Origin of the sequence: Paenibacillus wulumuqiensis (genome assembly GCF_000971965.1) — a bacterium.
Classification (GTDB): domain Bacteria; phylum Bacillota; class Bacilli; order Paenibacillales; family Paenibacillaceae; genus Saccharibacillus; species Saccharibacillus wulumuqiensis.
The window spans coordinates 25,747-39,097 of record NZ_KQ040793.1 but is presented as its reverse complement, the minus strand read 5'-3'; the positions used below and the strand labels follow the sequence as shown (position 1 = coordinate 39,097).

Below are 13,351 nucleotides of genomic sequence, written 5' to 3'. Positions count from 1 at the left end.
GACAACACGTTATAATAGAGAAGATGACAGGGAGCCAGCCTCAATACGCTGCAGATGCAGTCCCGTCTGTCCAGAGAAGTTGGAGCAGACGATCCGGCCCAAGGCAGTTATCATTTGAAGACTACCCAATTTACAGCTGAAAGGATAAATCAATATGGCAGAATTGCAAAAAGCAACATTCGCTGGCGGATGCTTCTGGTGCATGGTCACTCCATTTGAGGAATTGCCCGGCATTCATGGTATCGTATCCGGTTATACTGGCGGACACGTCAAGAACCCAACCTATGAGCAGGTCAAGACCGGCAATACCGGTCATTATGAAGTGGTCGAGATTACATTTGACCCGGAACTGTTTCCTTATGAACGTCTGCTGGAACTGTACTGGCCGCAGATTGATCCGACAGACGATGGTGGACAATTCCATGATCGTGGATCACAGTACCGTACAGCGATTTTCTATCATAATGATGAGCAGCAGGAACTGGCGCAAAAGACCAAAGCGGAAGTGGGAGCAAGCGGCCGTTTTGGCGACAAGCCGGTCGTGACCGAGATTCTGCCTGCCGATGTCTTTTATCCGGCCGAAGAATATCATCAGGATTACCATAAAAAGAACACCAAGCATTACAAGGAAGACCGCGAGAAGTCCGGCCGTGATGAGTTCATCCATGAGCATTGGGAGAATCAGGGCTGACGCATAAGCTCCGTTGTTCGATGCAAAAGGCTGCCGAGCGTGTACGAGGTAGTCTCTGCAGCATAGGGAAAGCAAGTTGATAAGCAAGTATGGATGATAGCCAAATAACGGTATAAGGATCATTCTGTATGCTCCGGTGGAAGCCGGACAGGGGCAGAACCTTGTACCGTTATTTGTTTCCTGTATCCGTTCTGGAAATAATACATATCTATACTGGAGGCAGTAGGCAATACGAGACAACGTTCCGTATTTATCGCTTGCCGGAGACCCTTATGAGACTTTGCTGAATATGTACACCTCGGATGATCGGCAGCTGCTGCAGCTGATTCGTCAGGCTGGTTTGTTATAGCATCATCAGAGCCGGTTAGCAGGCAGTTATTCAATTTTCAGACAGAAATGCCGTTAATAATAAAGGATGTAATTTATTCATAATCGAAGAAAAGAGATGATGGTATGGCTTTGAAAAATCCGGTATTTAACAGCAGGACATTCTCGGAAGCGGGAGATTATGATCAGAGGGAGTCCATGACGATTGCAGGCGCCGCAGGCAAAGCGCTCGTATTGACCGTTCTGCTGATTCTGTCCGCTGCGTACACATGGTACTTATTTAACAAGGGCGAAGACGTCCGTACTTACATGATCGTCGGCATGATCGGCAGCCTCGTGATTGCACTGCCAACCGTATTCTTTCCCAAAATCGCTCCAGTCACTGCGCCGCTGTATGTAATCGTAAATGGTCTTGCACTGGGCGGATTGTCAGCCATGGTCGAGATGGTATATCCCGGTATTGCACTCAATGCGGTGCTGATTACGGTAGGGATTCTGTTCTTTATGCTGCTGCTGTATGCGACGCGTATTGTGCGTGTAACGCCAGGGTTGGCGATGGGCATTATGCTCTGTACGCTGGCGATTGCTTTTGTGTATCTGATTAATTTCGTACTGGGTTTCTTTGGCATGAGTGTACCTTATATTCATGATACCGGCTGGATCGGTATCGGAATCAGCGTATTTGTCGTCATCGTGGCAGCTGCCAATCTGCTGCTCGATTTCCGGACGATTGAGGATTCCGCTCAGGCCGGTGCGCCCAAGTATATGGAATGGTACGGCGCATTCGGATTGATGGTAACCGTCATCTGGATGTATGTGGAGATTCTAAGACTGCTCAGCAAACTGGCCAGCCGGGATTAATTACTGCTCCGGCAAGATATAATAATAAATAGCTAAAGTGATAAAGTAATAAAAAACCTGTACTTCCTGTAGAGTGCCTTTTGAAATAAAGGCTTGGCTGCCGGGAATACAGGTTTTTTTGTGACCAAATCAATTATGGATAAATGGGACCAACAATACGGACAACAATCAGGGATTGACGATGTACCTTTTATTCGTCAATATATGATACAAGCATAATCGCCTGGCTGCTGTTATGACAGCGATAGCAGCATTTCTAGGCCAGTTCACTATTTGGATGAAGGAGGTTACACGATGATTCTGGAAGTTGCCATACTGAACGTCAAGTCTGGACATACCGACGCATTTGAAGCCAGCTTTGGTGAAGCCAGCGCCATTATTGCCGGCATGAAAGGATACCTGTCGCATGAACTGCAGCGCTGTCTGGAGATCGACAATCAATACATACTGCTCGTCCGCTGGGAGACACTGGAAGACCATACCGAAGGATTCCGGGGCTCGGAGCCCTATCAGGAATGGAAAAAGCTGCTCCATCACTACTATGATCCGTTTCCGGTTGTTCATCATTACGAATTGGCTTGATAAGGATAAGAGTTATCACAGAGGGGGAGTATTCATGATTACCATTTCACCCGTAAAATCAGATCAGGCGGATCTGCATATGCTGATCCGGGAGCTGGATACCTATCTGCTGGAATGTTATCCGTCAGAGTCGGTGTATGGATTACAGCCGGATGACTCTGCCACTTTTATGATCGCCTATACTGCCGAAGGACAGCCTGTAGGCTGCGGAGCAATACGTGCGCTGGATCAACAGAGCACTGAGCTAAAACGATTTTATGTACGTCCTTCACACCGCCGCCAGGGAATAGCGGGCGAGCTGCTTCAGGCGCTGGAGAAGCAGGCGAAGCAGGAGCATTTTCGGGCGATTCGTCTGGAGACCGGGGCTGCCCAGCCGGAAGCCATCGCTTTTTACCAGCGTCACGGCTATGGACAGATTGAGCGATTTGGCATTTATGTGGATGATGAGAGCAGTCTTTGTTATGAGAAAAAGCTGCTGCTCTAGCACCTCCTACGGATGAGGATTCATCAGAATATTCCCTCCCAAATATGTTTTCCTTGATTCATACGTGGTATGCTATTTCATTATCAGATGACTATTCCGGAAAGGGTGAAGAAAAATGCCATTTATCACTGTCAAAGTACTCGAAGGCAAGACGACCGAGCAGAAGCGTGAACTGGTACAAAAAATGTCGGAGCTGGTATCCGATGTGTTCGAAGTGGAAAAAGAGAAAATCTTTATCTTTTTTGAAGATCTGGCGCCGCAGAATTACGGCAAGCATGGCGAACTGCTGCCTTATCTGAATACTTCCGCTGAAGAGGAACCGGACGAACAGAAATAGACCGTATCGAATGGACATAGACAGCATTACAATGGATAGGGAGGAAATCGAGAGATGTGGGGCATTGAACATTACTGGTTGTTTGTGTTGTCGAGTATTCTGCTGAATATTACACCAGGTAGCGATACGATCTATATTCTGAGCCGCAGCATGTTCCAGGGCAGACAGGCGGGACTGATGTCCGTCTACGGCATTGTCAGCGGCTCACTGGTACATACGCTGCTGGCCGGTCTGGGATTGTCCCTGATCCTCATGCAGTCGGCACTTGCCTTTAATCTGGTCAAATGGATCGGTGCAGGTTATCTGATCTGGATGGGCATTCGTGCGCTGATGGCACGGAAGGAAGAGGGAACGATGCTCAAGCAGGTGGAGCAGCGTCCGCTTCGCAAAATCTATCTGCAGGGCATGCTGACCAATGTGCTGAATCCCAAGGTAGCGCTGTTTTATCTGGCCTTTATCCCTCAGTTTGTCAGTCCATCACAGGGGATGGGACCCATTCCGTTTCTGCTGCTCGGGCTCACATTCAGCGCGACCGGATTGTTATGGTGCATTCTGCTCGTACTGTTCTCCAGCAAAATGTCGGATCGGCTGCAATCCAGCCGGGTATCCCGCTATCTGAACAAGATCACCGGTGGCATTTTCGTTCTGCTTGGACTGAATCTGCTGCGTACATCACGGCACGTATCTTCCTGATTTCATTTCAGAGACAGAGAAATAATATACATTAAAATAGCCAGCAGACCAGAATCAAAACGGTCTGCTGGCTATTTGGCTGTGAGACAGTGGCGGCCAAGCCAGTCCAGAATATCGGCGGTCACTTCCTCGCGGTTCGTATCATTGAGCGTCTCGTGCCTGGCATCCGGATACAGCTTCATTTCCACATCGCCGAGCTGCAGACGTTGATACTGCTCATATAATTTGCGTACACCCTTTCCATAGCCTCCTACCGGATCGCGGTCGCCACTGAACAGATAGACAGGTTTGTCCTTTGGAATTCGCTGCATATGGGCAGGCTGATGAATCTCGATCAGCAGCTGGAAGAAATGAACATAAAAACGCACGCTGGCGAGCTGCGCACAGTAAGGGTCATTGATGAACAGTGCGACTTCCTCGGGATCACGGGAAAGCCAGTCAAACCGGGTTTTACGTGGACGAGGCAGTCCGCGGTTAAATGGACCGAATACGAGTGCATTCAGGAGCATACTGCGATGCATCGGTCCATGCAGCCGACTCTGCAGCAGGGCCAGCCTTGCACCAGCCTGCAGCAGACCACGCGGACCATTGGTGCCGGACAAGATGAATCCGTCATACAGTTCGGGATGCTCATACATCAATTTCTGGACGATAAAGGACCCCATGCTGTGCCCGAGCATATACAGCGGCAGTGCAGTGTAGCGCTCATGAATCCAGCGCGACAGCATAGCCAGATCCTCTTCCATCCAGTAAAAGCCATCTTCACCGGGATCACCAATATCCTCCGGTGTCGCCGCTGTCAGACCATGCCCGCGGTGATCATTGGCATAGACAGCATATCCGTGGGAGGTGAGAGACCGGGCCAGCCGCTGATAACGTCTTGCGGTCTCCGCCATACCGTGCGAGATTTGCACAATGCCCTGTATCGGCTGCTCGTCAGGCAGCCATTCATAGATGTGCACATGAATACCTTCCTCATCTGTCATACGAAAAGTACGTTCCTGCATGGCCTTCAGCTCCTTTCCATCCATAAATATAACCTGTACCAGAGCGAATATCCCACTGGTACAGGTTAATGAGATCAAAAATATTAAGTCAGCGCAATGCTCAAGAGAATGACGGATTAAGGCAGATAGGAGCGGATAATCGTGCAGCTGCCATCCAGTGTGTAATCACCGAGGTTGGCAGGAAGCAGGAAGCATTGTCCGCCTTTGAGCGGTGCACTGCCGTCGCTCCATGTGATGGAACCTTCGCCATTGGCTACGACGAGAATGGTGAAGCTCTCTGGTGTGGTAGACAGACTCCAGGCACCGTCAACAATTCCTTTTTCTACAATAAAGTAAGGAGAGGTTGCCAGAGTGAGCCATTGTCCTGCAGACAGTCCATCGGTCTTCATCGTGGTGGCACCGGCACCTTCGTAAGCAATCACGTTAAGGGAATCTTCAATATGCAGCTCACGCGGCTTGCCATCCAGCCCCGGACGATCGTAGTCATACAGACGGTACGTCGTATCGGAGTTCTGCTGAATCTCGGCGACCAGCACACCGGCGCACAGTGCATGTACCGTACCTGCCGGAATATAGAAGGTGTCGCCGGCTTCCACCGGAACTTCCTGCAGTTCATCCATAATCTGATTGTTGCGGATCGCTTCCGCCAGGGATTCGCGGGTTACGCCTTCTTTGAGTCCGTAGATAATTTTGGCGCCCGGTTTGGCATCCAGTACATACCACATTTCCGTTTTGCCCAGTTCGCCGGCTGGCAGTCCTTCATAATCATCGGTCGGATGAACCTGCACCGACAGATCATCATTGCAGTCCAGCAGTTTGATCAGCAGGGGAAAGCGTCCGTTGGTCTCGGATACACCGCGTGTACCGAACCAGTCACGGCCCAGCGTCTCACGAAGCTGATCCAGGCTCTTGCCGTCCAGCTCGCCTCCGATTACCGATGTAGTACCGTTCGGATGATCCGCGATCATCCAGCCTTCACCAATCGCTCCTTCGGGAATCTCCCAGCCGAACTGTTCCAGCGCTCTACCTCCCCATACGCGTTCCTTGAATTCGGGTTGAAATTGCAGTGGGTATGGCTTCGTCATTAATCTCTCTCCTCCACATGGTCATATAGTTAGCGTTCACCCCGTATGTATCGTTGTCCTATCCACAGACAATATCAGATGTAAAGCCCGGGGCTCTATCCATCTTAACGTGCAGACTGGAAAAATTCCAGACGCTCCCCATCCGGGCCGCTGAAAAAGAAATATCGGCTTCCGTTCGGTAAAGTCGTAATCTGCTGATCCAGATTGGAGAGATTCAGTCCATGGATACGTGTATATTCCTCTTCGATATTATCAACGGTAAAAGCGATATGATGCACACGGCCTTCCTCGGTCAATGCACCGGTATAGCCCTGCACCAGTTCCACTTCCGTCTCGCTGTGACCGGGAAAGGCAAGAAATGCCAGCCGGATCGAATCATCCACATGACCATTTGTCTCCAGGTGCTGAAGCCCGATTACCTGCTCGTAAAAAGCAATCGATTTTTCGATAGAAGTCACCATAATGCCTACATGTTCCAATTTGCGTACTGCCATAGTGTTTTCATCTCCTCAAGTTTATTTGGAAAGGGGAATAGGATCGGTTTCTGATTCCTATAATGAGCCGCCTTGGTTCAACAGGTTATAGAGCCTGCTCATAGGATCTATTATAATTGCTTTTTTTCAATAGCAATCAGATAAGGTGCATCGCTGCGCTGCAGCTGTCGATAGATGATGCACTGTGCCGCAGTAGTAGGCAGGGAAGAGGCCCACTGCTGCACAGCCTCGGCTTCTTCCGCGCCGCCAGCATGGCCGGGATATAATACAATAGTCAGTACACCGCGTACGTCCAGCAGCTCCAGCGCAGCTGTCAGCGCCGGCAGTGTCGATTCCGGGCGGGTGATAACCGAGGTATCGCCGGCTGGCAGATAACCCAGATTGAACATAACGGCCTGCAGTCGCCCGTGCAGCTCGGCAGGGATATGTTCCTTCATTCGGTCATGACTGTCCAGCACCAGTTCGGTCCGGGCTAATCTGTCCGGATATTCATACTTGCCGAGCCGCTCCGAGGTACGGTCCAGCGCCTGCTGCTGAATATCAAAGCTGTACACCTGCCCGCCTGCGCCTGCCGCCTGTGCCAGCATCAGCGTATCTGCACCTGTACCGGCTGTAGCATCGACAGCTATTGCTTGTGGACCACCCAGGCTGCCCAGCCGTTCGGCAGCCAGCTTATGGGCATAACTGAGAACAGACAAAAATCCCATCTTAGCGCCCCCTCCAGTACTTGCCCTGCCACGTATCACGCTGCCGGAGTTCTTTGTCGATCGAGTTCAGCACTTCCCATTTGTTAAGACTCCACATCGGACCAATTAGCAGATCACGCGGTGCATCGCCGGTCAATCGGTGAACGATCATATCCGGCGGCAGGAACTCCAGCGTATCAACGATCAATTTAATATATTCATCCTGGTTCAGAAACCGCAGCAGTCCCGCTTCATACTGCTTGACCATTGGCGTCTTGCGCATCAGATGCAACAGATGGATCTTGATCCCTTGTACATCCATATTGGCTACAGCTCGCCCGGTGTCCAGCATCATCTCATGCGATTCCTGGGGCAGCCCGTAGATAATATGGGCACACACGCGAATGCCGCGTGCCCGCAGCTTGGCGACCGCTTCTTCATAGCACGCCGTATCGTGAGCCCGGTTGATAAGCGTGGAAGTGGACTCATGGATCGTCTGCAGTCCCATTTCCACCCATAGATAAGTCCGTTCATTCAGTTCAGCCAGATAATCGACCACATCGTCGGGCAGACAGTCGGGACGTGTGGCGATCGCGAGACCGACCACACCGGGCTGTTCGAGAATGACTTCGTAATATTCGCGCAGCTCTTCTACCGGTGCATACGTATTGGTATATGCCTGGAAATAGCCGATATACTTGGCATTCGGCCATTTTTGGTGCTGCCGCTCACGAATGGTATTGAACTGGGTGACCAGATCATCCCTGCGTCTGCCGGCAAAGTCACCCGAACCGCGCGCACTGCAAAACGTACAGCCGCCCTTGGCAATCGTGCCATCCCGGTTAGGACAGGTGAATCCCGCATCCAGCATTACTTTGAATACTTTTGTTCCGAACTGCTCGCGCATCTCGGTGTTCCATGTATGGAATCGTTTATCTCCCCAGAGAATCGGAGAGTCGGTCTGTTCTATAGTAACCATACTACAAGCTCCTTTATGGTATATCCATATTCTGATTATTCCGCCAATCAATAATCCCTATTGTAACAAAAATAAATGAACAGAGGGGAGGGAATGCGGTCATTCTACTATAGCTCAACTTCCAAAGAGGCGCAGTGATTCTGCCCATAGCCAGCCTGTCGTATTTCCAAGTTTTTCGATAGGAAATAAAGCTGCTGAAAAAAACAAATAACAGGCGTGTCATAGCGCTTTAAAGTGGTTAATAATAGGTGCACCTAGCTTAATTTCTTAATTGCATCATGGCTACTAGGGAAAATGGATTTGATTTTCCGACAGAAAATGGGTAGACTATGAATGCTTAAATTTGTTGGACCCCAATTCCAAATATAGAAAGAAGGATTTCCACGTGCTGCTTGCAGGATGCGGAAATCCTTCTTTCCTTTTATATACCTTTTAGCAGATAACTCTTTACATTTCCCGTTTTCTTCGTCAAAATAATTCCGTACGAAATAATGATGAGAATTATTCAAATCGGAGGACAAAGATGCGTTTAAGAGGTAGAAAAGGGATTCGCGAGGATCTGGAGCAGCAGCAGGACCTTGTCGTATTGAACCCTGAAGCTTATAAAGGAAAATGGCGTGAGCGTTTTAACAATGATTATCCGATCCATGTGGAATTCGGAATGGGTAAAGGACGCTTTATCAGCCAGATGAGTGTCAAAAATCAGCAGGTCAATTATATCGGCTTTGATATGTATGATGAACTGGTACGTCGTGCCGCAGAGAAAACGCGTATTGCCTGGAACGAAGCGGAGCTGGGCGATCCAACGACGATTCAGCTGGCACTGGCCAATATCGAGAATATTGAAGATATATTCGCACCGGGTGAGATCGAGCGCGTCTATCTGAATTTCAGTGATCCATGGCCAAAGAAAAAGCACGGACGCCGTCGTCTGACGCATCCGCGTTTTCTGGAGAAATACTGTCGTCTGCTGAATACGCAGGGGCAGATTCATTTCAAGACCGATTCGGAGACATTGTTCGAGTTCTCGATCAATTCCTTTGCCGATTACGGACTGCAGATGACCAATATCAGTCTGAATCTGCATCGCGATGGCATTAATGAAGAACATGTCATGACCGAATATGAATCCAAATTTATGGGTAAAGGGATGCGCATCCACCGCTGCGAAGTACTGGTAGGGCAGGATGCCCTGCAGGAATACCAGAAGTCCCGTCTGGACAAATATTGATCCGGTACCCTGTTCAATAGGAACAAACACAAATAAGGTCTTAACCTGAACTCAGGTTAAGACCTTATTATGTTCAACCATATCCATGATGCTGCGTGCGCATTCGGTAGGATTATAACGGTCGATCTGCTCCAGCTTGAGCTGGCGCTGCATTACCACAGCATCATAATCATTAATGAGCAGTTCCATCCACTGGGTAACCACATGGATCGAGGTGATCGGTTCACCCCAGCCCTGTTCGGTAAAGTAACGGGAATTCTGTTCTTCCTGCCCGGGCAGCGGATTGTAAAACAGCATCGGAATCGCTTTGGCCAATCCTTCCGTGCATGTCATCCCGCCCGGCTTGGTAATGAGCAGGTCCGACACTTCCATCAGTTTATCAATCTCTTTGGTATAGCGGATCAGATGGATATTTTCATGACCGAAGTTCAGGTCCCGCTGTGCCCGCTGATAGGCTTTATCGTTGCTGCCGAAGCAGAAAATAAATTGTACTCGGTCTGCGAAGCTGGTCAGATAAGCATTGACAGCATCATCGCTCATCATTCCCCAGCCGCCGCTCATAATCATCACAGTAGGCATATCCTTTAAGCCGAATCGCATCCGGATCTCCGCCTTGCTGGGATGTTCCCAGAAGTTCGGATGTACGGGAATGCCGGTGACTTTGATTTTGGAGAATGGTATTCCACGCATCATCAGCTTGGAACGTACTCCATCCGTGGAGACCAGATAGCGATCCACCTCCGGGATAATCCATGTTCCATGAGCATCGTAGTCCGTAATCACCATACACAGCGGAATCGGCATACCCAGACGTTTCAGCCGGGAAATAACCGCACCCGGGATCGGATGGGTACATACGATAATATCAGGTCGCAGCTGCCGGATCACATTCTGGGTATGCGTATAAAAAATACGATGAAGCGCCAGTGTTGCCAAACGGTTGATCGATTTTTTATATTGACTGCGATACATCATGCGTACAAGCTTTGGCTGCGAGACAACCGTTTTTTTATAGGCGGTGATAATGAGCGGCGCTACTTTGGGATTGAGGAAACTGCCGAGCTCCAGTACTCTGGTTTGTATATTCGGTGAGATTTTACGCAGGCTGCTGGATAGGGCATAAGCAGCTTGTGTATGTCCTGAACCAAAACCTTCCGACAAGAGCAGCACTCTGTATTTTGACACGTTCATTTCACCTTTTCTGCAAGGTATTCTCAATTAAGTAAATAAAGCCTTCCAGACCGTTTTTGAGCCGGTCTGTAATATAACTGTAACAATGTTACCGTACTGTTACAATAACCGCTTTACGGCCACAATGCAACTGTGCCAAAAGCAACCGACGATCCGATGAGCGCGCCTACCAGTACATCCGATGGATAGTGAAGCCCCAGATACATACGGGACACCGCTACAATCAATGCCAGCGGCAGAAGAAACGGGATAGTATGTGCATCAGCCAGCATGAACGGAACCGTTACCGAGAATACAGCTGTCGTATGTCCGGACGGAAAAGAGTGGTCCGTGAGCGGATTACGAAAAGTGATCGTCTCGGGTATGGCGAGATACGGGCGTATACGCGGATACAGTTTTTTGGCAATAGCGACAGGGATATGACTGACTGCCAATGCAACAGCAGCATGCAGACCAGCCTGATCCCAGGGAGCCGGTGCCAGCAGCCAAAGGGCCAGTGTAGCAATAATCGTAAAAGTGGCTCCACCCAGATTCGTCAAATAGTAAAAAAAGATGTTGAGGAACCGGTTATGAAGCCTTGTGTTAAACCATCTGAAAATATACTGCTCCATGGTTTGTAGACGTATAAGGAACTGACGCATGAGAGACCCCCGTATATATTGCCTTTGTAGGCTTAAATTAATCATATTTTTATTCTTTAACCATTTCAAGCATTATAACGTTAACTCAGGGTTAAATCATACATAATCTCCCTTAATTACTCTTACCCTCTAATCGGTTTACTCATTCATTTCGGACAAAGACAGATAATCAGGCCATTTACAGTTTGTGATTCAAGCGAAATTAATCGGTTTATAGATTGTCAGGCAACTTGTTGCCTGGTTCCATTTTCCAAATCGAACTGTAAAATTAAGGCTAAAGACGTGAAAAGTGAGAAAAACCAAGATATTATACCATAAAACGCTGATAGACCTCGCCTTGGAACCTTTTCGCCGTGTTTGTCGTCCTAATTATAGAGTTTTTCACAGCATACTGCATTTGATACCTTTGACAAATGAGCAAAAAGTGTGCAAAATCTTTATGTCTACATGTAAAAGTTTCATGAGGCTTACATCAGTTACTTGGAATTATGAAATTTGAGTCATTTATAAAACAGATATTCAAAAAATGAAGTGTTAGACAAAAGAGAAAACAGTCGTCAGGGTTTGAAGGGGTTTCATATGAAGGGGGTCACACATTCTCATGGGTAATATCTTGGATACAACATTTATAGTGCTGCAGATTCTGCTGGCACTGATCGCGGTCTATCAGTTCGGGTTCTCCCTGTTCGGGATTATCAAACGCAAAAGAAGACCGGAGCATGCTCCGCAAAAGTCTTTTGCGATTCTGGTAGCTGCGCATAACGAGGAAAAAGTTATTGGCGCATTGATGGAAAACCTGAAAGAAATGGATTATCCGGAAGAATTGTACGATGTGTTCGTTATCTGTGATAACTGTACAGATGACACAGCTGATATTGTACGCAGCCACGGCATGAACGCATGTGTACGCACAAATCCCAATCAGCGCGGTAAAGGGTATGCGATTGAGTGGATGCTGAACGAACTGTGGAGTATGCCTCGCCAGTACGACGGTATCGTGATGTTTGACGCGGACAATCTGGCTGCTTCGAACTTCCTCAAAGAAATGAACAATGACATGTGTGAAGGCGCACGTGTTATCCAGGGTTATATCGACACCAAGAACCCGGAAGATTCATGGATCACTGCAGCTTACGGCGTATCCTACTGGTACATCAACCGTCTGTGGCAGCTGTCCCGTCATAACCTGAATATGGCGAACTTCCTCGGTGGTACGGGTATGTGTTTTGAAAATGAACTGCTCAAGGAAATCGGCTGGGGTGCAACCAGTCTGGTAGAAGATCTGGAGTTCACCATGCGTTGTGCCGAAAAAGGCATCTATCCAAAATTCAGCTATGACGCCAAAGTATTTGACGAGAAGCCGCTGACATTCAAAGCTTCCTCCCGTCAGCGTCTGCGCTGGATGCAAGGTCACTTTACAGTGGCGCGCCGCTATTTCTTCCCGCTGCTGTGGAAAAGTATCAAGGAAGCCAACATTATCAAGTTTGACCTGGCGCTCTACAGCGTTAACGTCTACATCGTATTGATTACCTTCCTGATGACAGCGGCAGTATGGATCGATACAGCGATTCTGGGCGGTCCTCATATCGCATCTGTATATAACTACATGCCGATGTGGGTAGCCTTTGTAGCGATCTTCGCCAACGTAGTGACTTTTATCCTGGCAATGATTCTGGAGAAGGTCAAATCGTGGAAAGTGTACATGTATCTGCTGTTGTTCCCAATCTACGGATTGTCCTGGTGGCCGATTACGTTCTACGCATTCTTTACACAGAACAACAAACAGTGGAGCCATACCGAACATACACGTGTGGTACGGCTGGAAGAAGTACAGGGTAAACAAAGCTCTCTGTAAGCGAGAGTGCATCATATAACTAGTCCTCAACAGCCTGCATAATTTAATTGTGCAGGCTGTTGACTTGTATGGAAACCCATGCTATAATATTCAAGTGTGTTAACGAGAACGTTAATGAAAAGCAGAAGCTAGTCTTCTCACCTGACCGATCTGTTATCGGCTGGTTCATTGATCTGTAATTTATCGACAATGATTTGTCATGAATGT

The 13,351-nt window shown here is 48.5% G+C and carries 15 protein-coding genes; 8 read left to right on the top strand and 7 right to left on the bottom strand.

All coding sequences use genetic code 11. The annotated features are described in order from the left end of the window. Positions 1-163: 163 nt before the first annotated feature. The 6 genes from msrA (at position 164) to WH45_RS03145 (ending at position 3,975) form a co-directional block, all read left to right on the top strand. A complete protein-coding gene (msrA, locus tag WH45_RS03170; RefSeq protein ID WP_046213280.1) occupies positions 164-691 on the top strand; it encodes a peptide-methionine (S)-S-oxide reductase MsrA in 528 nt (175 codons plus the stop codon). 453 nt (positions 692-1,144) lie between these two features. After that, positions 1,145-1,879 (top strand): Bax inhibitor-1/YccA family protein, encoded by a 735-nt coding sequence (locus WH45_RS03165; protein ID WP_046212981.1) that lies wholly within the window; start codon positions 1,145-1,147, stop codon positions 1,877-1,879. Positions 1,880-2,173: 294 nt separating this feature from the next. After that, positions 2,174-2,461 carry an antibiotic biosynthesis monooxygenase family protein gene (locus WH45_RS03160; protein ID WP_046212980.1) on the top strand — a complete coding sequence of 96 codons (288 nt, stop codon included), beginning with the start codon at positions 2,174-2,176 and terminating at the stop codon, positions 2,459-2,461. A 34-nt stretch (positions 2,462-2,495) separates the two neighbouring features. After that, entirely contained in the window at positions 2,496-2,945 is a 450-nt protein-coding gene (locus tag WH45_RS03155) for a GNAT family N-acetyltransferase (protein WP_046212979.1), read from the top strand. A gap of 115 nt (positions 2,946-3,060) precedes the next feature. Next, complete coding sequence (locus tag WH45_RS03150) at positions 3,061-3,282, top strand: tautomerase family protein (RefSeq protein WP_046212978.1); 222 nt, start codon at positions 3,061-3,063, stop codon at positions 3,280-3,282. Positions 3,283-3,336: 54 nt separating this feature from the next. Then, positions 3,337-3,975 carry a LysE family translocator gene (locus WH45_RS03145; RefSeq protein WP_046212977.1) on the top strand — a complete coding sequence of 213 codons (639 nt, stop codon included), beginning with the start codon at positions 3,337-3,339 and terminating at the stop codon, positions 3,973-3,975. Between the two features lie 71 nt (positions 3,976-4,046). On the opposite strand, the gene WH45_RS03140 is transcribed toward WH45_RS03145, so the two are convergent. The 5 genes from WH45_RS03140 to WH45_RS03120 form a co-directional block, all read right to left on the bottom strand. Then, positions 4,047-4,982: an alpha/beta hydrolase gene (locus tag WH45_RS03140; RefSeq protein ID WP_046212976.1), complete on the bottom strand. Its 936-nt coding sequence runs from the start codon at positions 4,980-4,982 to the stop codon at positions 4,047-4,049. Positions 4,983-5,098: 116 nt separating this feature from the next. Then, the gene (locus WH45_RS03135) at positions 5,099-6,067 is read right to left on the bottom strand and encodes a type I phosphomannose isomerase catalytic subunit (protein ID WP_046212975.1); all 969 of its coding nucleotides are present in this window, start codon (positions 6,065-6,067) and stop codon (positions 5,099-5,101) included. Between the two features lie 104 nt (positions 6,068-6,171). After that, positions 6,172-6,561 (bottom strand): VOC family protein, encoded by a 390-nt coding sequence (locus tag WH45_RS03130; RefSeq protein WP_046212974.1) that lies wholly within the window; start codon positions 6,559-6,561, stop codon positions 6,172-6,174. Between the two features lie 110 nt (positions 6,562-6,671). Next, entirely contained in the window at positions 6,672-7,268 is a 597-nt protein-coding gene (locus tag WH45_RS03125; protein ID WP_046212973.1) for a tRNA 5-(aminomethyl)-2-thiouridylate-methyltransferase MnmM, read from the bottom strand. A gap of 1 nt (position 7,269) precedes the next feature. Beyond that, entirely contained in the window at positions 7,270-8,226 is a 957-nt protein-coding gene (locus tag WH45_RS03120; RefSeq protein ID WP_046212972.1) for a tRNA modification radical SAM protein MnmL/YtqA, read from the bottom strand. 523 nt (positions 8,227-8,749) lie between these two features. On the opposite strand from WH45_RS03120, the gene trmB reads away from it, so the two are divergent. Continuing rightward, positions 8,750-9,457, top strand: a complete 708-nt coding sequence (trmB, locus tag WH45_RS03115; RefSeq protein ID WP_046212971.1) for a tRNA (guanosine(46)-N7)-methyltransferase TrmB — start codon at positions 8,750-8,752, stop codon at positions 9,455-9,457. Between the two features lie 51 nt (positions 9,458-9,508). Here the strand turns inward: trmB and WH45_RS03110 are convergent, their stop codons facing one another. Then, on the bottom strand, positions 9,509-10,642 hold the full coding sequence (locus WH45_RS03110; RefSeq protein WP_407667998.1) for an MGDG synthase family glycosyltransferase: 1,134 nt from the start codon (positions 10,640-10,642) through the stop codon (positions 9,509-9,511). Between the two features lie 119 nt (positions 10,643-10,761). Next, a complete protein-coding gene (locus tag WH45_RS03105) occupies positions 10,762-11,289 on the bottom strand; it encodes a phosphatase PAP2 family protein (protein WP_046212969.1) in 528 nt (175 codons plus the stop codon). 610 nt (positions 11,290-11,899) lie between these two features. On the opposite strand from WH45_RS03105, the gene WH45_RS03100 reads away from it, so the two are divergent. Continuing rightward, positions 11,900-13,144 carry a glycosyltransferase family 2 protein gene (locus tag WH45_RS03100; RefSeq protein ID WP_046213279.1) on the top strand — a complete coding sequence of 415 codons (1,245 nt, stop codon included), beginning with the start codon at positions 11,900-11,902 and terminating at the stop codon, positions 13,142-13,144. The last annotated feature ends 207 nt before the right edge of the window (positions 13,145-13,351 follow it).

Excerpts from the sequence above, each read along its gene's own strand:
- WH45_RS03155 (WP_046212979.1), top strand. The coding sequence starts at position 2,496 with ATGATTACCATTTCACCCGTAAAATCAGATCAGGCGGATCTGCATATG.
- WH45_RS03130 (WP_046212974.1), bottom strand. The coding sequence starts at position 6,561 with ATGGCAGTACGCAAATTGGAACATGTAGGCATTATGGTGACTTCTATC.
- WH45_RS03160 (WP_046212980.1), top strand. The coding sequence starts at position 2,174 with ATGATTCTGGAAGTTGCCATACTGAACGTCAAGTCTGGACATACCGAC.
- WH45_RS03135 (WP_046212975.1), bottom strand. The coding sequence starts at position 6,067 with ATGACGAAGCCATACCCACTGCAATTTCAACCCGAATTCAAGGAACGC.
- WH45_RS03150 (WP_046212978.1), top strand. The coding sequence starts at position 3,061 with ATGCCATTTATCACTGTCAAAGTACTCGAAGGCAAGACGACCGAGCAG.
- WH45_RS03105 (WP_046212969.1), bottom strand. The coding sequence starts at position 11,289 with ATGCGTCAGTTCCTTATACGTCTACAAACCATGGAGCAGTATATTTTC.
- WH45_RS03165 (WP_046212981.1), top strand. The coding sequence starts at position 1,145 with ATGGCTTTGAAAAATCCGGTATTTAACAGCAGGACATTCTCGGAAGCG.
- WH45_RS03145 (WP_046212977.1), top strand. The coding sequence starts at position 3,337 with ATGTGGGGCATTGAACATTACTGGTTGTTTGTGTTGTCGAGTATTCTG.
- trmB (WP_046212971.1), top strand. The coding sequence starts at position 8,750 with ATGCGTTTAAGAGGTAGAAAAGGGATTCGCGAGGATCTGGAGCAGCAG.
- WH45_RS03125 (WP_046212973.1), bottom strand. The coding sequence starts at position 7,268 with ATGGGATTTTTGTCTGTTCTCAGTTATGCCCATAAGCTGGCTGCCGAA.
- WH45_RS03140 (WP_046212976.1), bottom strand. The coding sequence starts at position 4,982 with ATGCAGGAACGTACTTTTCGTATGACAGATGAGGAAGGTATTCATGTG.
- WH45_RS03120 (WP_046212972.1), bottom strand. The coding sequence starts at position 8,226 with ATGGTTACTATAGAACAGACCGACTCTCCGATTCTCTGGGGAGATAAA.